This window comes from uncultured Ligilactobacillus sp., assembly GCF_948826705.1.
Taxonomy (GTDB): domain Bacteria; phylum Bacillota; class Bacilli; order Lactobacillales; family Lactobacillaceae; genus Ligilactobacillus.
In genome coordinates this window covers 59,825-75,698 of record NZ_CAQLEL010000114.1, presented here as the reverse complement: position 1 = coordinate 75,698, position 15,874 = coordinate 59,825, and the positions used below count along the sequence as shown (strand labels likewise).

20 protein-coding genes and 1 tRNA gene are annotated in these 15,874 nt (G+C 38.8%); 18 read left to right on the top strand and 3 right to left on the bottom strand.

The features are described from left to right. Positions 1–64 precede the first annotated feature (64 nt). From Q9Q35_RS08405 to Q9Q35_RS08355, 11 genes are all read left to right on the top strand, one after another. Positions 65–274 (top strand): DUF2187 domain-containing protein, encoded by a 210-nt coding sequence (locus Q9Q35_RS08405; protein ID WP_304652963.1) that lies wholly within the window; start codon positions 65–67, stop codon positions 272–274. Positions 275–332: 58 nt separating this feature from the next. Further along, a tRNA-Gly gene (locus Q9Q35_RS08400) sits at positions 333–403 on the top strand. Positions 404–677: 274 nt separating this feature from the next. Next, positions 678–2,375 (top strand): arginine--tRNA ligase, encoded by a 1,698-nt coding sequence (argS, locus tag Q9Q35_RS08395; protein ID WP_304652962.1) that lies wholly within the window; start codon positions 678–680, stop codon positions 2,373–2,375. Positions 2,376–2,514: 139 nt separating this feature from the next. Next, entirely contained in the window at positions 2,515–3,249 is a 735-nt protein-coding gene (locus Q9Q35_RS08390; RefSeq protein WP_304652961.1) for a Crp/Fnr family transcriptional regulator, read from the top strand. A gap of 91 nt (positions 3,250–3,340) precedes the next feature. Next, positions 3,341–3,808, top strand: a complete 468-nt coding sequence (locus Q9Q35_RS08385) for an arginine repressor (protein ID WP_304652960.1) — start codon at positions 3,341–3,343, stop codon at positions 3,806–3,808. Positions 3,809–3,950: 142 nt separating this feature from the next. Then, entirely contained in the window at positions 3,951–6,065 is a 2,115-nt protein-coding gene (locus tag Q9Q35_RS08380) for a PBP1A family penicillin-binding protein (protein WP_304652959.1), read from the top strand. Positions 6,066–6,142: 77 nt separating this feature from the next. Then, a complete protein-coding gene (locus Q9Q35_RS08375; RefSeq protein WP_304652958.1) occupies positions 6,143–6,481 on the top strand; it encodes a YlbF family regulator in 339 nt (112 codons plus the stop codon). Positions 6,482–6,593: 112 nt separating this feature from the next. Beyond that, entirely contained in the window at positions 6,594–7,541 is a 948-nt protein-coding gene (locus Q9Q35_RS08370) for a 3'-5' exoribonuclease YhaM family protein (RefSeq protein ID WP_304652957.1), read from the top strand. Between the two features lie 65 nt (positions 7,542–7,606). Beyond that, complete coding sequence (locus Q9Q35_RS08365; protein WP_304652956.1) at positions 7,607–7,981, top strand: MerR family transcriptional regulator; 375 nt, start codon at positions 7,607–7,609, stop codon at positions 7,979–7,981. Further along, positions 7,959–8,360: a MerR family transcriptional regulator gene (locus Q9Q35_RS08360; protein ID WP_304652955.1), complete on the top strand. Its 402-nt coding sequence runs from the start codon at positions 7,959–7,961 to the stop codon at positions 8,358–8,360. Before Q9Q35_RS08365 ends, Q9Q35_RS08360 begins: the two co-directional genes overlap by 23 nt. Before the next feature lie 6 nt (positions 8,361–8,366). Next, the gene (locus tag Q9Q35_RS08355; protein WP_304652954.1) at positions 8,367–8,966 is read left to right on the top strand and encodes a ribonuclease H family protein; all 600 of its coding nucleotides are present in this window, start codon (positions 8,367–8,369) and stop codon (positions 8,964–8,966) included. An 82-nt stretch (positions 8,967–9,048) separates the two neighbouring features. Here Q9Q35_RS08355 and Q9Q35_RS08350 read toward each other — a convergent pair whose 3' ends face one another. From Q9Q35_RS08350 to Q9Q35_RS08340, 3 genes are all read right to left on the bottom strand, one after another. Beyond that, entirely contained in the window at positions 9,049–9,945 is an 897-nt protein-coding gene (locus Q9Q35_RS08350; RefSeq protein WP_035449271.1) for a peptidylprolyl isomerase PrsA, read from the bottom strand. A gap of 81 nt (positions 9,946–10,026) precedes the next feature. Next, a complete protein-coding gene (locus Q9Q35_RS08345; protein ID WP_304652953.1) occupies positions 10,027–10,341 on the bottom strand; it encodes a hypothetical protein in 315 nt (104 codons plus the stop codon). Positions 10,342–10,346: 5 nt separating this feature from the next. After that, positions 10,347–10,775 (bottom strand): HIT family protein, encoded by a 429-nt coding sequence (locus Q9Q35_RS08340; protein ID WP_304652952.1) that lies wholly within the window; start codon positions 10,773–10,775, stop codon positions 10,347–10,349. Positions 10,776–10,898: 123 nt separating this feature from the next. Here Q9Q35_RS08340 and Q9Q35_RS08335 point away from each other — a divergent pair, with 123 nt between their 5' ends. From Q9Q35_RS08335 to ytpR, 7 genes are all read left to right on the top strand, one after another. Beyond that, positions 10,899–11,018 (top strand): maltose acetyltransferase domain-containing protein, encoded by a 120-nt coding sequence (locus tag Q9Q35_RS08335; protein ID WP_304652951.1) that lies wholly within the window; start codon positions 10,899–10,901, stop codon positions 11,016–11,018. 144 nt (positions 11,019–11,162) lie between these two features. After that, a complete protein-coding gene (locus Q9Q35_RS08330; RefSeq protein WP_304652950.1) occupies positions 11,163–11,903 on the top strand; it encodes an ABC transporter ATP-binding protein in 741 nt (246 codons plus the stop codon). After that, the gene (locus Q9Q35_RS08325) at positions 11,896–13,110 is read left to right on the top strand and encodes an ABC transporter permease (protein WP_304652949.1); all 1,215 of its coding nucleotides are present in this window, start codon (positions 11,896–11,898) and stop codon (positions 13,108–13,110) included. The genes Q9Q35_RS08330 and Q9Q35_RS08325 overlap by 8 nt, the downstream gene beginning before the upstream one ends. Positions 13,111–13,173: 63 nt before the next feature. Further along, a complete protein-coding gene (locus Q9Q35_RS08320; RefSeq protein WP_304652948.1) occupies positions 13,174–13,968 on the top strand; it encodes a phosphotransferase family protein in 795 nt (264 codons plus the stop codon). Between the two features lie 97 nt (positions 13,969–14,065). Continuing rightward, positions 14,066–14,710, top strand: coding sequence for a tRNA (guanosine(46)-N7)-methyltransferase TrmB (trmB, locus tag Q9Q35_RS08315; RefSeq protein ID WP_304652947.1), 645 nt, complete (start codon positions 14,066–14,068; stop codon positions 14,708–14,710). A gap of 76 nt (positions 14,711–14,786) precedes the next feature. Beyond that, positions 14,787–15,104 (top strand): thioredoxin family protein, encoded by a 318-nt coding sequence (locus Q9Q35_RS08310; RefSeq protein WP_304652946.1) that lies wholly within the window; start codon positions 14,787–14,789, stop codon positions 15,102–15,104. Positions 15,105–15,124: 20 nt separating this feature from the next. Beyond that, on the top strand, positions 15,125–15,766 hold the full coding sequence (gene ytpR / locus Q9Q35_RS08305) for a YtpR family tRNA-binding protein (protein ID WP_304652945.1): 642 nt from the start codon (positions 15,125–15,127) through the stop codon (positions 15,764–15,766). The last annotated feature ends 108 nt before the right edge of the window (positions 15,767–15,874 follow it).

The following is a 15,874-nucleotide window of genomic DNA, read 5'->3' as shown; positions in this document are numbered from 1 at the left end:
TATAGCATTAAAGTTTGTTAATATTCATAGGACATTGCCAGGCAAAGTAGGTGAATATTAATCAATGGAAACAAAATTAAAAGTTGGCGACAAAGTGACATGTGATAAATTTGCTTCATTGACGCATGATTTTGTCGGTGCGATCGAAAAGATCTATGAAAATTCTGCAGTTGTTGAGATCTTGGAACATCATAAAGATGATACCGTAGTTGTGAGCGATTTCCATAATCGTGCTGTAGTAGCTTTAGATCACATGAAAAAGAAGTCAGCATAAAAATTCAAAAAAAAAGATGACAAACGAAGATAAGGGTGCTATAATTATCTTTGTTGTTGCGGGTGTAGTTTAGTGGTAAAATCCCAGCTTCCCAAGCTGATGTCGCGAGTTCGATTCTCGTCACCCGCTTCAAAGAGCATCTTTGGTTTCGGCCGGAGATGTTTTTTATTTAAGTTAAGAAAACTCGATGATAGAAGAAAAGTAGCTTGTGGCAGCGTTAAGCGAGTCTGGGGTGGTGAAAGCCAGATCGTGTAAACAGGTGAAGCGCGCTTTTTAGAGTACAAGTGAATATTTGAGTGGATATTGATCAAATAGAGTGGTACCGCGGGAATTTCTCGTCTCTTGCAAAGTGTTATTTAACGCTATGCAAGGGACGTTTTTATTTTTAAAGGAGGATATAATGATGAAGGACTACAAACAATTAGTGGCTCAAGCAGTATATGCAGCAGTTGATGGCCAATTAAGTGAAGAAGCGATCGTTGAAAAAATCGAACAACCAAAAGATCTCAAGCTAGGGGACTATGCTTTTCCAGCATTCGTATTGGCTAAGGTCTTGCGTAAAGCACCACAAATGATCGCGCAAGAATTGGTCGAAAAGATCGATACGACTAATTTTGAAAAAGTTGAAGCTGTGGGACCTTACGTAAACTTTTTCCTAGATAAAGCAGCCTTTAGTGAGGATGTTTTGCATGATGTTTTGACTAAACAAGAACATTTTGGGGATGCAACGACTGGAAATGGCCGCCAAGTTCCGATCGATATGTCTTCGCCTAATATCGCTAAGCCAATGTCGATGGGCCACTTGCGTTCGACTGTGATCGGTAATTCGATCGCACTTTTAATGGAAAAATCTGGTTATAAACCGGTCAAGATCAACCACTTAGGTGACTGGGGCACACAATTTGGTAAATTGATGCGCGCTTATGAACTTTGGGGAAGTGAAGAAGAAGTTAAAAATGATCCGATCAACTCCTTATTAGGCTATTATGTGCGTTTCCACAAAGAAGACGTCGAAAATCCTCAATTAGACGATGAAGCCCGTGATTGGTTCAAACGTTTAGAAGATGGAGACAAAGAAGCGACTCGTCTTTGGAAATGGTTCCGTGAAGAATCACTTAAAGCTTTCACGACTGTCTATGATCGTCTAGGGATCGAATTTGATTCTTACAACGGTGAAGCTTTCTACAACGATAAGATGGATGAAGTAGTCGAGATCTTAGAAGAAAAGGGATTATTAAAAGAAAGTCAAGGAGCTCAGATCGTGGATCTAGATGCCTACGATCTCAATCCAGCTTTGATCAAAAAGACTGACGGAGCTACTCTTTATATCACGCGGGATCTAGCAGCGGCTATGTATCGTAAACGTACTTATGACTTTGCTCAATCCTTGTACGTCGTTGGTAATGAACAATCAAATCACTTCAAGCAATTGAAGGCAGTTTTAAAAGAAATGGGTTATGATTGGTCCGACGATATCCATCACATTCCATTTGGCTTGATCACACAAGGTGGTAAGAAACTTTCTACACGTTCAGGCCGTGTCATTTTGTTAGAAAAAGTTTTGGATGATGCGGTCGCTTTGGCTAAAGCACAGATCGAAGCTAAAAATCCTAGCTTAGCCAATAAAGATCAAGTTGCTGAAGAAGTCGGTGTTGGTGCCGTAGTCTTCCATGACCTTAAGAATGAACGTTTGAATAACTTTGACTTTGATTTAGAAGAAGTTGTGCGTTTTGAAGGCGAAACTGGTCCGTATGTTCAATACTCACATGCTCGTGCAATGAGCATTTTACGTAAAGCGGGTGTGACCAAGATCGATCCGGCTAAGGCATATGCAGTAACAGATGAAAATGCTTGGGAAACTTTGCGTCTATTAGGTGAATTCCCAGAAACTGTTGCCCGTGCAGTCACAGAATATGAACCATCTGTGATCGCTAAGTATGCGATCCATTTGGCAAAAGCCTTCAACAAGTACTATGCGCATTCTAAGATCTTGATCGAAGATGACCAATTAGAAGCACGTTTAGCTTTAGTAGCTAGCGTAGCTGATGTCTTAAAAGAAGCATTGCGCCTCTTAGGGGTAGCAGCTCCAGACGAAATGTAATTTTTTAAAAGTCGATCGGCACAGTCTGATCGGCTTTTTTTATGAAATCACCGTTAGAAATAATTTATTGATAAATAAGTTTTGCTCTAGTTATTTAGTGATAAACTTGGTGCAACAAACAATAAGGGGGAGTTTCACGGTGAAGATCAACAATTATACCAAAAAAGAGGATTATGTTTTTGATCTGATTCAAAAAATCGGAAATTTATCAGAAAAAGATCAAGAAAAATTTCGCACATCTTGTCGAGCAATGGTTTATGACTACAACGACATGTTGATGTTCAATGGATTTAAGGGTGAATTTGCTTGCTTTTTAGTCAGTGGGTTGGTGGCAAGCCGTTATTACAATTTTGAAAGTGATAAAGACCAATATATGACGTTTTACAAGCAACACGAGTTATTCTATCCCTCGCTTGAGGTATTTGATGAAGATCATACTGAAGAAGAACTGATCGTATTTTCGGATAAAGCGATCGTTATTGTCATTCCCGAAGGTATTATGCATGAATATCGAGATAAGTCGCCTTGTTTCAATGAAATGTTACGCGAGCAGATGGCTTATCAATTGCAAAAAGAACGGATCTATAATATTTATTGTAATCTATCCTCGACAAGAGAACGGATCAAGAATACACTTTTCTACTTAGCTGTGCTCTATGGGAAGGTCACAGATGAGAACTGGGTCCGTTTGCCTCGGCGGATCGACCAAAATGTTTTAGCTTCTTATACCCGTGCATCTACGTCACTAGTCAACATGATCATCAAAGAATACTGCAATCAAGGATTGGCTAAACGGGGACGGCGCAAATTACTGCTAGATCGTAAGCTAGTGATGGATTATGTCGCGAATACAGGTTTTAATGAGTTTAATTAAATTTTTGGTAGAGATCAAGTGAGCCTAATTTTGCTTGCTAGCAGAAGTTTGTTAAAATAGAGATACAATCTTTTATCTTGAGGTGATTTTTATGAAAAAAGAAATGCGCCAAGGAAAGATCGAGCAGCTGATAAATCAGCAAATCATCTCTAATCAAGAAGAGTTGATGCAGGCATTGCAAGCGATCGGGATCAGTGCGACTCAAGCTACGATCTCACGAGACATCCGTGAGATGCAGATCGTTAAACAGCAGGATGGTAATGGTAACTTGCGCTATGTGATCTTTAAAGCTAATAATCAATCTGAGCAAGATAAACTATATAAAGCTATTTCTGATGCAGTCACTGCGATCACGACTGTCGAGTTTATGAACGTGATCCATACGACACCACGAAATGCTAATGTTTTGGCAGCGATCTTGGATGATTTAGCGCTACCTGAAGTTGCAGGTACTTTAGCTGGTTTTGACACGGTAGTTGTGATCAGTCCCTCACGCGAGTTAGCCATCAAACTGTATGAACTATTTATGGAACATGTTGATCCAGATAATCTACTTTGATAATTATTTCTTGAAAGGCCGTGACAGTTATGTTACGGTTTTTTAACTCGTTAAATAATATTAAATTTTTTTCAAGTTTGGTGGAACTTAGTTGAGATGTGCTAAGATGATAATTAACGATAGTAGAAAAGGAATTTATGCGATGAATGATTTTTTAGAAAAATTGCGCCATATCATAAGCCACTATGGTAAAAAATTTTGGACTTGGTTTTTGGCTAAGAGTCGACGTTATCAATTATGGCGGTGGTTGGTAGTTATTTTTTTAGCGAGTTTTTTATGCATGAGTATTTATCTGACCTTTGTAGCCAAAACTTCTAATGTTAAAGGTCTAAAGAACGCTTTAGAACAAGCAACTGAGATCTACGATAAAAATGATCAAAAGGCGGGCTATCTTTACGCCCAAAAAGGTACTTGGACTTCGATCGATGATATTTCACCTAACGTTATCGATGCAGTATTATCGACAGAAGATCGTAACTTCTATAAAGAATATGGTTTTTCTGTCAAAGGGATCGCCCGTGCCAGTTTGATGCATCTTAAAAATAAGTTAACTGGCGGTAATGCGGTTACCGGTGGTGGGAGTACTTTGACCCAACAATTAGTCAAAAACGCCTTCCTTTCACAAGAGCAGACGCTTTCTCGTAAAGCTAAAGAGATCTTTATTGCGATGCAAGTTGAAAATACCTATAGTAAAAAAGAGATCTTAGCAATGTATTTAAATCACGCTTATTTTGGCAATGGTGTCTGGGGTGTTGGAGATGCAGCCAAACGCTATTTTGGCACAACAGCTAGTCAATTGACGGTTCCGCAAGCAGCTACGTTAGCTGGGATGTTGACCAGTCCGAATGCCTATAATCCAGCCGATCATCCTGAGGCCTCCAAAAAACGGCGGGATGTGGTCTTAAGTTTGATGGAAGATAACAATAAACTGACGGCAGCTCAAACTAAGGAATATCAAGCTACACCAATGGTAACAAATAATACGTACACCTATAATTCAGGCTATAAGTATCCATATTATTTCGATGCAGTCATTTCAGAAGCGATCGATCGGTATGGTTTGAGTGAATCAGATATCATGAATCGTGGATATAAGATCTATACTTCGCTTGATCAAAATTACCAAGCGACATTTCAAGAAGATTTTGCTAATGATTACTTATTTCCAAACAACGCTACTAATGGGGCTAAAGCTCAAGGGGCTTCAGTGGCACTTGATCCCAAAACAGGTGGTGTAGCGGCGGTCATTGGTGGTCGGAGTGGGACCCATGTCTTTCGTGGCTATAACCGAGGGACACAATTGGTGCGCTCACCAGGGTCAACGATCAAACCATTGGCCGTGTATGCTCCGGCACTGAATAAGGGTTACCATTATGATTCAAAATTACCTGACGAATTGAAAGCTTATGGAACTAATAAGTATACGCCGCATAATTGGAATAATGTTTATGGCGGTGATCTCCCGATGTATAAAGCCTTAGCTGAAAGTAAAAATACTTCAGCGGTGTGGTTGTTAAATAAGATCGGAGTTAAAACTGGTTTTGATAGCGTTGAAAAATTTGGGATAGCACTGGATCCTTCTGATGAAAACTTGAGCTTAGCACTAGGGGGACTTAAAAAAGGGGTCTCACCTTATCAGATCGCAAGTGCTTATACGGCCTTTGCTAATGATGGTGTACGCTATGATCCACATTTTATCACGAAGATCGTTGATGCTTCGGGCAAGACGATCGTTGACAATACCGAAGTCGATTCGACCCGAGTCCTTTCAGCTAAGAATGCTAATGAGATGACGAGTATGTTGATCGATGTATATACGATGGGGACAGGAACTAATGCTAAACCAGCTGGTTATACGATCGCTGGCAAAACGGGATCGACACAAGGTAATGGGGTCGATCCGATGGCAGCAGATACCGATCATTGGTATGTGGGCTATACACCAGATGTAGTTGTGGCTACCTGGGTCGGCTATGATTCTAGCAAAGATTCGATCGAAGACGCGGGTGATCGTGGTGGGGCTAGTCTTTTTAAGACCCAGATGGAAGGCATCTTACCATATACTAAGGAAACAAAATTCGAAGTCAAGGCAGCTTCAACGATGGCAGCTGAGAATAGTTCTGACGATGATAGTGCTGAAAGCTGGTGGGATAAGATCAAAAATGTTGGACAAGAGGGCACGAGTGATTGGAAACAAACTGCAGATTCATGGCTTCAAAAAGGAAAAGATGCATTAAATAGCCTATTTGGAAATTAGCTTTTTAAGGCTTTAGATAAAACTTTTTTATCAAAGTGCGTTATAATAGATATATTAAGAATTAAAGGAGCGATATTATGGTCAATATTTATGATACAGCTAATCAAATGGAACAAGATTTGAAGCAAACACAACAATACCAAGAATTAAAAACAGCTTATGAAGCTTTGAAAGCTGATGAAAAAGCTTATGCTTGCTTCAAGGAATTGCAAGATCTTCAAGGTCAATTGCAACAAAAACAAATGCAAGGCAATATCACAGAAGACGATTTTAAAGAATTACAAGAAGCTGGTGCTAAAGCTAAGGAATTTGAAACATTACAAACATTGATGTTGAAAGAACAAGCTTTGAGCATGTTGATGGATGAAGTAAGCAAGATCATCTTCCAACCAGTTCAAGAATTATACCAAGATTAAAATGAACAAAAGAGCTCTGCGGGGCTCTTTTTTTAGTCCTACTAACTGGATCGAAAATGTGGTAAAGTTAGTACGAAACGGGGAAAAATAAATGAATGGATAGGATAAGAGCGTGTTAAAAAAATTATTTGATTATAAAGTTGATGAAAATTTAGAATTATTTGTATTGATCAAGTCAGCTGAAACGCGGATCGCTAAGAATGGTAAAAAGTTTATTGCTTTTAATTTTGCTGATACCTCTGGTGTGATCAGTGCTAAATTTTGGGATGCTTCAGATGATGATATCAAGCGATTTGAGGCGGGCAAAGTAGTTTGTTTGAAAGGCAAACGTGAAAATTATCAAAATAATCCCCAGATCAAGATCTTCAAGCTCCGGTTAGCTAATGCTGAAGAGCCAAATGATCCAGCACTTTATCTTCAAGCAGCACCAGAAAAGACACTTGTGATGGAAGAAGAACTGAATCAATATGTTTTTGAGATCGTTAATCCAACGTGGAATCGGATCGTGCGTTATTTACTCAAAGAATACCATGATGAGTTCTTTAAATTTCCGGCTGCTAAATCCAACCATCATGCCTATGCGGGTGGCTTAGCATTCCATACATTATCGATCTTACGCTTGGCTAGATCGGTAACGGAACAATATGAAGAAGTTGATAAAGCATTACTTTATGCGGGAACTATTTTACATGACCTAGGTAAGGTTTTAGAGTTGTCAGGGCCTGTAGCAACGACTTATACGCTAGCTGGCAATTTGATCGGGCATATCGTTTTGGTCGATGAAGAGATCGTTAAAGCTTGCGCAGTGTTAAAGATCGAGCTTGAAAGTGAAGATGCGATCTTATTGCGACACATGATCTTAGCACACCATGGATTATTGGAGTATGGTTCTCCAGTGCAACCACATTTGTTAGAGGCTGACATTTTACATCAATTAGATAATCTTGATGCTTCGATCCAAATGCTAAAGAAAAGTTTAGATCATACCGAGCCAGGAAATTTTTCAGAGCGTATTTTTGGGATGGATGGACGCAATTTCTATCAGCCTAAACAAAAATAGTTGCCTTATAGTTCACTTTAAGGTTTATAGTTACGATGAGAACTATAGATCAGGAAGTGAATTTTATGTTGATCACACAAGTTGCTAGAAAGTATGGTTTAACTACAGATCAGATCAGACATTGGGAGCAAGCTGGTCTGTTGCCCCCCGTCAAACGAGATGAACAGGGCATAAAGCACTATGATCAAAGTGCCCAGTTATGGATCGAGTATGTAGATATGGCTTTAAATGCACATATGACAAAGGAGTTTTTACAAGAATATGTTAAATTGGCTCAACTCGGTAAAGCTGCTAAGCCAGCACGAAAGCAATTTTTGGAAAGTTCATTAGCTAAAATAACAGCTAGTTGTCGTGAGCTTGCTAAAAAAGCAAAGTTCTTAGAGCAAACTTTACAACAAACAGAGGGGGACAGAGATGATGAATATCGCACAGGTCAGTGAAAAATTTGATATTACCAAAGAGACTTTGCGCTATTGGGAAAGATTGAGATTACTACCTGAGATCCCACGTAATGAGAGTGGTTATCGTGACTATGGAGAGTATGAATTGAATTGGGTATTCTTTATTTTGGTCATGCGCAAAGCTGGAGTATCGATCGAAGCACTAGTTGAATTTGTTGAGCTATATCGCTTAAAAACTGATACGCGAGCTGCCCAAAAACAATTACTTGTCGAACAACGTGATAAATTGGAACAACAAAAGCGCGAGATCGAAAAAACTTTGAATTATTTAAATTACAAGTTAGATAATTTTGAAAGTCATGTGTTAAACTATGAAATTGAAAAATTACATTACAAAATAGATAAGAAAGATCAATGAGGTCATATGGCAAAAAAACATTTTTATGCAATAAAAAACACGGGTAAAATTTATCGCTCTTGGGCAAAATGCCAAACAGCACTTAAAAAAGTCAAAGCACCTGTATTCAAGGGCTTTGCCACTGAAGCGGAAGCCAAGGCATTTTTAGCGGGGCAAAGTCCAACTGAAAGTTTACCAAATGAAAGTATTTTTGTCGATGGTAGTTTTAATGCGGATAAGGCGATCGTAGGGGGCGCTTTTGTACTAGTAAAAGATGATAAAAGTGTTCATGAACAAATGATCCGAGATGATAAGCATACTGAGATCTTGCGTTTACGCAATGTCGGAGGCGAATTGTTAGCTACGATCTATGCATTAAAGTATGCATTATCGCTTGGAATGAAAGAAGTTACGATCTGTCATGATTACCAAGGGATCGCTAGCTGGGCAGATGGTTCTTGGCAAGCCAAACAAGATATTACTAAACGTTATGCTACATTTGTTAAGCAAGTTATCACAAAAGATGGATTGCAGGTCCATTTTCAAAAGATCTCAGCTCATACTGGAGTAAAATTCAACGAACGGGCTGATCAACTAGCTAAACAAGCTGCAGGGATAGCTGTTTGAGCGCAAAAGAAGCTATATCAGGCTTCTTTTTTTATACTAAAAAAGCTACCTACATTTCGTAGGTAGCCGTGAAAATAAAAACCTATTTTGAGCTTGAGCTAGATGAAGAAGAAATGTAATCGGATAAGACATCTTTCAAGTCACTGTCTTTGATGTTTACATTACCTTCTTTGAATTCTTTAGCAATGATCTTTTGTAATGCAGTTGAATCATTTAGTTTTTCATCAATGATTTGATCTTTCAATTCTTTTGTATGGTCAGCCATTTTGCCTTTACCAGGGTTCTTGATACTATAGATGACATGGTAACCATAGCTTGTCTTAACAGGTTCTTGTGAGAATTCACCTTGTTTCAAAGCAAATGCAGCTTTCTTGAAGTCACTGTCAAGAGAAGTATCCATGTTATTGAATGAAGGTAACTTACCACCATCATTCTTAGTAGATTCATCGATCGATTTTTCTTTAGCTAACTTCTTGAAGTTGTCCCAAGAGCCATCTTTTTTCAATTCTTCAATGATCGCATCAGCGTCTTCTTTCTTAGATACTAAGATCTGTGCGACTGTGATCGTTGGTTCATAGCTCTTCCATTGTTTCTTTAAGTCGGCATTAGTGATCTTAGTATTAGCGATCACAGCTTGACGTAGCAGTAAGTTAGAACGAATGCTCTTCTTAAATGCTGAAGCTGTCATACCATTTTGCGCTAAAACAGTTGAGAAAGAAGAACCATATTGTTTTTTATACTTATTGTATTCTTTGTTAACGGCTTTATCAGTGACTTTATCACCATACTTGCCTTCTAAGATCTTATCTAAGATCATTTGTTGTAAGACTTGCTTACCTGAAGTAGTCTTTTTCATGCTGTCGTAGTATTGGCTTTCGGTGATCTTACCACCTGATGTTGTTGCAACTGTCTTAGATGAACAAGCTGCTAAGGTGAAAGTCAACAAGACGCCGGCTAAAGCGGCAAACCATTTTTTCATTATGTTACACATCCAATCGTGAAATTTAATAATTCTAATATAACACAAGTCACACCTAAATTATCAATGTTTTAATAATTTTTAAGAAAATCTATTATTTTGCTGAGGCAATTTAGCTTGGATCTCTTTGGCTAAGGGTTCTACTTGGTCACGGTAGTTTTTTATCTCTTGGTTCAAACTGTTGATCACAGGCTCAGAAGCTTTTAGTTCTGCTGAAAATTTAGCTGCATTTTCTTTGACTTTTTCGACTTTAGCAAGATAATCCGTTGTTTGCTCTACAGTTTGATCAAAATCGATCATTTTTTTGGTGAGATATTTTAAGATCTCATCACGCTTACTATAAGCATAGGCACCAAGAGCGCCAGTAATGGTCAAAGTCCACAAAAATTTTTTCATTTTTTTCAGTCCTTTATCTGCTCTGCGATCTTATTTGCGATCGCTTGTAATTTTTCTGGTGTGTAGTCAGCAGAATTATCGGCAAAGGTCATTTCAAATCCATCTTCATTGCTGTAACGTGGTAAGAGATGGATATGTGAATGAAAGACCGTTTGATAAGCGACTTCACCGTTGTTATTGACGATGTTTAGTCCCTTGATCGTTGGGTCGGATGCTTTGACTGCACGCGCGATCTTAGGTAAGCGACTAAAAACATCACTGGCTAATCGTTCATCGTATTCAAAGAGATCAGCGACGTGCTTTTTAGGCACTACCAATGTGTGACCTGGAGTTGCTTGTGAGATATCTAAAAAGGCTTTGACTTTATCGTCTTCATAGACGGTCACACTTGGGATCTCCCCGGTGATGATTTTGCAAAAGATACAGTCTGTCATATAAAAACCTTCTTTCAAAAATTTTAAATCTGCTTTTAGTATACACTATCTGAGCCTAATTGTTGTAAACTAAATGTTAAAAGGAAATAATAAAGAAAGATCATATTGGGAAAAAACACATAAATGCAAAGCGGTATAATGTATAATGATTTGGATCTTGAGTTGATGCAAGCACGCCAAAAGACCATGGCCTTGACCACTGCGTATGATCAAAGTTACTCTCAAGATCAAGTAAAACTTTAGGCACGATCGGGTAGTGAGGTCACACATGATATTTTCGCTAATGTGATCGCATATGAAGCTCCTTGCCTGCGTGCACGTAAGATCACAGCAGCTGATAAAATAGGCTATGATCTCGCCAAAATTTAGATAAAGTAGGTAATTTAGATGACATTAGAAGTTGAAAAATTAGTCGGTGGTTATTCACGTGTTCCAGTTCTAAAAGATGTTTCATTCAAGGTCAAAGCCGGTGAATTAGTCGGTTTGATCGGCTTGAACGGGGCTGGTAAATCTACGACCATCAAGCATATCATTGGATTGTTGCGACCACAGAAGGGAAAGATAACTTTAGATGGCGTGACACTAAAAACAGATCCTAAAACATACAAGCAAAAAATGGCTTATATTCCTGAGACACCGATCTTATATGAAGAATTGACTTTACGTGAGCATATCGAGTTAACGATCATGGCTTATGGATTAGAAGCTAAAAGTGCTTGGCAACGCGCCAAAAAATTACTTGCGCTCTTTAGATTAGAAAATAAATTGGATTGGTTTCCAGCTAATTTCTCCAAGGGAATGAAACAAAAGGTGATGATCGTTTGTGCCTTTATGACTGAGGCTAAACTTTATATCATCGACGAACCATTTTTGGGGCTTGATCCTTTAGCGACCCAAGATCTCTTGGACTTGATCGATCAAAAAAAGCAAGCTGGAGCAGCCGTTTTGATGTCGACGCATGTTTTGAGCACAGCTCAGGAATACTGTGACCGTTTTGTAATGATCGACCAAGGGCAAGTAACTGCTAAGGGTGATCTAGCAAGTCTGCGGACACAGTTTGGTGATGAGACAGCTTCTTTAATGACGATCTATCTAAAGCTCACAGGGGCAGGTGAAAAGCATGCTTGATCTGTGGAAAATGCGCCAAAAAACTCATCAAAAGCAGATGTTTAAGTATTTACGCTATGTATTAAATGACCACTTCATCTTAGCGTTACTTTTCATCTTAGGTGGCTTGGCTTTGAGCTATTCAAATTATATCAAAGCCCTTCCGACCCAAGAAGAGATCTGGTATGCTAAACCGTTGGTGTTACTTATTTTAGTCATAAGCTTACAAGTTGGACGGCTGGCAACGTTGTTAAAATCAGCTGATATCGTATTTATTTCACCTCGACAAGCTGAAATGGGACAATATTTACAAAAAGCTTTACAGACATCGTTAGTTTTTGCTTGGATTTTTGATACGTTAGTGATGTTGGCTTTGATGCCATTCTTGCTTGTTGCGGCTAAATTGACAGTGGTCCAGCTCATCTTTTTATGGCTGTTACTATTAGTATTGAAATATTTACAACTAGATCGGCAACTATTAGGACTTTATCAAGCTCAATTTGCTAGTAGACGATGGAAATGGTCCTTAGATGTTGGCTTTTGTGGTCTTTTATTAGGAGTAAGTCTTTATTTAGATCCATTATATCTGTTATTAGTGGCCGCGATTTTGACGGGTTATGTTGATAAGTCAAAAAAAGCCCTTACAACACAAGCTGTATTTAACTGGGAAGCGGCTATTCGGATCGAAAATGCAAGAATGTTGCAGTTATATCGTTTCTTTGCGCTCTTTACCGATGTGCCTAATTTGCAAGTCGCGGCCAAACGGCGTCGCTATTTGGATCATCTGTTACCACGAGCTAAGCCTGACGGAAGTTTTACTTACCTTTATTGGCGGGCCTTGGTACGTAATGGCGAAACAAGTGGCTTAGTATTACGGTTAACGGTGTTGGGTGCTGTTATCTTGTATTTCATCACTGAACCGTGGTTAGCCTTAGCTTTAGCAGTATTATTTATCTATTTACTTGGATTTCAATTGTTTTCTTTGTATCATCACTATGATGAAGTAGTTTTTATGCATATCTATCCATTGGATCTAGAGGATAAACAAAAAGCATTTCAAAAAATGTTAGAGCAGTTGTTGTTTGCGATCGCGGTGATCTTTACTTTAGTTAGCTGGATACAGTTACAAAATAGTTTATTTAGTCTCGAATTTTTAGGTGTTTTAGTGCTTGTGATCGTATTATTGACTCGGCCTTATCTTAAGGGACGCTTAGCAAAAAGAGCTTGACACTGAGCCTAGTTCTTTGTAGACTTATTTTAGTTATCGATATTTTCAAAAGGAGAGCCCCAGATGGATTTCAATTTGGAACATGGCTGGGAGATCTTACCGATCGATGGCGACACTGGCACTGCTTATATGGCGGTGAATAACGATGAACGCATCTTTATCAAGCGTAACACTTCGCCGTTTTTGGCGGCTCTTTCATTAGAAGAGATCGTTCCTCGCTTGATCTGGTCAAAGCGGACGGTCTCAGGTGATACTTTGACTGCTCAAGAGTGGTTGAATGGTCGTTCGCTAAAACGTGAAGAGATGTGTTCGCTCCAAGTCTCGGAATTATTAGCTCGGATGCATGGTTCTAAACTCTTAAAAAAGATGCTGTTACGGGTCGGAGGCAAGACGTACACGCCTGCTGATCTGTTAGCACAGTATTTTAATGGTTTGAGTTCTGAATTACGCGAGCATCCACTATTATCCGAAGCAGCGTCGCGATTGAAGGCAAACCAGCCGCAACTTGAACGCTCGAATTACGAAGTATGTCATGGCGATTTAAATCATAAAAACTGGCTCTTATCTGAGACAGGACAGCTATATCTAGTAGATTGGGAAGCCGTTAAGTTGGCTGATCCAGCTTTAGACCTTAGCATGTTAATGTGTCAATATGTCCCACGCAAAGACTGGAAGCAATGGTTGACGCGGTATGCAAAAAAAGAACCGTCACCAGATATGATGAAACGCATTTATTGGTATGCGGTCATGAATCTTTTGTTGGTTATCAAACACAACTACCAGCGTGGTCATTTCCATGAAATGAACCAAGACATTATCAAGCTTAATCAAGTAATCAAGAAGCAAAATCATATTTAAAATTGATGGGGATAAAAGGCATCAAAAACCTTTTGTCCCTTATTTAGTGAATTTTAGTTGAAAGGAAGTCTATGTATTAACTACATAGCAATTTATCATGCGTTTACGAAATAAAGCTTGGGCTAAGCCCTTGATCCAAGAAAACCCACAATATGTCGTAACTGATCCGGCAGCTTTACGTGGTAAATGGCAAAGTCGTTTTGAAAAAGAACGACCACTATATATCGAGATCGGGATGGGGAAGGGTCGTTTTATCGTTGAGATGGCCAAGAAATATCCTGAGCGTAATTTTATCGGTCTTGAAATGCAAACAGTTGCTACAGGGATCGCTTTGAAAAAACAGATCGAGGCCAAATTGCCTAATCTTCAGTTAGTATGTGCTAACGGAAGTGGTTTGACTGAATTCTTTGAACCAAATGAAGTTAGTGGGATCTATTTGAATTTTTCTGATCCTTGGCCTAAGAACCGTAATGAAAAACGGCGCTTGACCTATAAGAGTTTTTTGGCTCAATATGAAGAAGTTATGCGAGCTGATGGTCATCTTGAATTCAAGACTGATAACCGTGGCTTGTTCGAATATTCACTTACGAGTCTGAACAATTATGGGATGGTATTTGATCAGGTGTGGCTAGATCTTCACCAGACACCAGATGTTGAAGATAATGTGATGACTGAATATGAAGAAAAATTCAGCCAAAAAGGCCAACCGATCTATAAACTCGAAGCTCATTTCAAAGCTTAGGCAAAAAAATTTTAAAAGCTAAGAGGATAAGTTATAATATACAAAAAGTAAGTAATTTATCTTGGAGGTATTTAAGATGGAAAAATTAGCAAAGATGGATAAAAAAGCATTAGAAGAAAAGTTGAGCACAGGGAAATATGTATTATTCTTTACCGCTGACTGGTGCCCAGATTGCCGCTTTATCAAACCAGCAATGCCTGAGATCGAAGCAAAATTTTCACAATTTAAATTTATCTTAGTCGATCGTGATGAAAATATCGATCTTTGCCAAGAAATGATGATCATGGGGATCCCAAGTTTTGTCGTGTATGAAGATGGCAAAGAAAAAGCTCGTTTTGTAAATAAAGATCGTAAGACGAAAAAAGAAGTAGAAGACTTCTTGAACAATATCTAAAACAAAGGAAGTATCAAATAATGTTAATTGCTAGCTATAATCCGACCCAAATGGGTGATGTATTATTGACGATGGTGCGCCCTGAAGCAGCAGCGCAAGCAACTGAACAAAAAGGACGGATCGTTCGTATTTTTAATACCGAAAATAATGAAACTTTAGGGTTTAACTTTTTTGATGTCAGTGAGATCTTGAATGATCTAGCTGTTAAGGGTCAAGTCTTCTTGGATCAAGATCAAGTAGAAGCTTTGAATCAAGCTTTACAAACAGCTGGGTTTGAACCTGAATTGGTCTTTGATGATGAACCTAAATTTGTGGTGGGCCATGTAGCTGAATTGACAGAACATCCAGATTCAGATCATTTGCATATCGCTAAGATCGAAGTCGATAATGATCAAACGTTGCAGATCGTATGCGGTGCGCCTAATATTGAAGCTGGTCAAAATGTAGTCGTTGCTAAAGTTGGTGCGATGATGCCAAATGGTGCGATGATCTGGCCAGGTAAATTGCGTGGCATAGATAGCTATGGGATGGTTTGTGCTGCTCGTGAGCTTGAATTGCCTAATGCTCCTAAAAAGCGCGGGATCTTAGTTCTTGATCCCGCTGAATTCGAAGCTAAGACAGCTTTTGATTTTGAAAAGGGAGCTAAGCTATTTACAGCTTAGTTAGTAGATCTCACCTGGGACTATGATAGGTCCTAGGTGTTTTTTTACATAAAGTTTTATAAAAGTGGTAAAAAACCTTTTTTCTATTTTGAATAATTACTATAATAA

What these genes read in the sequence shown, in the direction of transcription:
- Q9Q35_RS08310 (WP_304652946.1), top strand. Translation starts at nt 14,787, where the DNA reads ATGGAAAAATTAGCAAAGATGGATAAAAAAGCATTAGAAGAAAAGTTG.
- Q9Q35_RS08360 (WP_304652955.1), top strand. Translation starts at nt 7,959, where the DNA reads ATGAATATCGCACAGGTCAGTGAAAAATTTGATATTACCAAAGAGACT.
- argS (WP_304652962.1), top strand. Translation starts at nt 678, where the DNA reads ATGAAGGACTACAAACAATTAGTGGCTCAAGCAGTATATGCAGCAGTT.
- Q9Q35_RS08345 (WP_304652953.1), bottom strand. Translation starts at nt 10,341, where the DNA reads ATGAAAAAATTTTTGTGGACTTTGACCATTACTGGCGCTCTTGGTGCC.
- trmB (WP_304652947.1), top strand. Translation starts at nt 14,066, where the DNA reads ATGCGTTTACGAAATAAAGCTTGGGCTAAGCCCTTGATCCAAGAAAAC.
- Q9Q35_RS08385 (WP_304652960.1), top strand. Translation starts at nt 3,341, where the DNA reads ATGAAAAAAGAAATGCGCCAAGGAAAGATCGAGCAGCTGATAAATCAG.
- Q9Q35_RS08335 (WP_304652951.1), top strand. Translation starts at nt 10,899, where the DNA reads ATGCAAAGCGGTATAATGTATAATGATTTGGATCTTGAGTTGATGCAA.
- Q9Q35_RS08325 (WP_304652949.1), top strand. Translation starts at nt 11,896, where the DNA reads ATGCTTGATCTGTGGAAAATGCGCCAAAAAACTCATCAAAAGCAGATG.
- Q9Q35_RS08375 (WP_304652958.1), top strand. Translation starts at nt 6,143, where the DNA reads ATGGTCAATATTTATGATACAGCTAATCAAATGGAACAAGATTTGAAG.
- Q9Q35_RS08365 (WP_304652956.1), top strand. Translation starts at nt 7,607, where the DNA reads ATGTTGATCACACAAGTTGCTAGAAAGTATGGTTTAACTACAGATCAG.
- Q9Q35_RS08405 (WP_304652963.1), top strand. Translation starts at nt 65, where the DNA reads ATGGAAACAAAATTAAAAGTTGGCGACAAAGTGACATGTGATAAATTT.
- Q9Q35_RS08350 (WP_035449271.1), bottom strand. Translation starts at nt 9,945, where the DNA reads ATGAAAAAATGGTTTGCCGCTTTAGCCGGCGTCTTGTTGACTTTCACC.
- Q9Q35_RS08380 (WP_304652959.1), top strand. Translation starts at nt 3,951, where the DNA reads ATGAATGATTTTTTAGAAAAATTGCGCCATATCATAAGCCACTATGGT.
- Q9Q35_RS08330 (WP_304652950.1), top strand. Translation starts at nt 11,163, where the DNA reads ATGACATTAGAAGTTGAAAAATTAGTCGGTGGTTATTCACGTGTTCCA.
- ytpR (WP_304652945.1), top strand. Translation starts at nt 15,125, where the DNA reads ATGTTAATTGCTAGCTATAATCCGACCCAAATGGGTGATGTATTATTG.
- Q9Q35_RS08355 (WP_304652954.1), top strand. Translation starts at nt 8,367, where the DNA reads ATGGCAAAAAAACATTTTTATGCAATAAAAAACACGGGTAAAATTTAT.
- Q9Q35_RS08320 (WP_304652948.1), top strand. Translation starts at nt 13,174, where the DNA reads ATGGATTTCAATTTGGAACATGGCTGGGAGATCTTACCGATCGATGGC.
- Q9Q35_RS08340 (WP_304652952.1), bottom strand. Translation starts at nt 10,775, where the DNA reads ATGACAGACTGTATCTTTTGCAAAATCATCACCGGGGAGATCCCAAGT.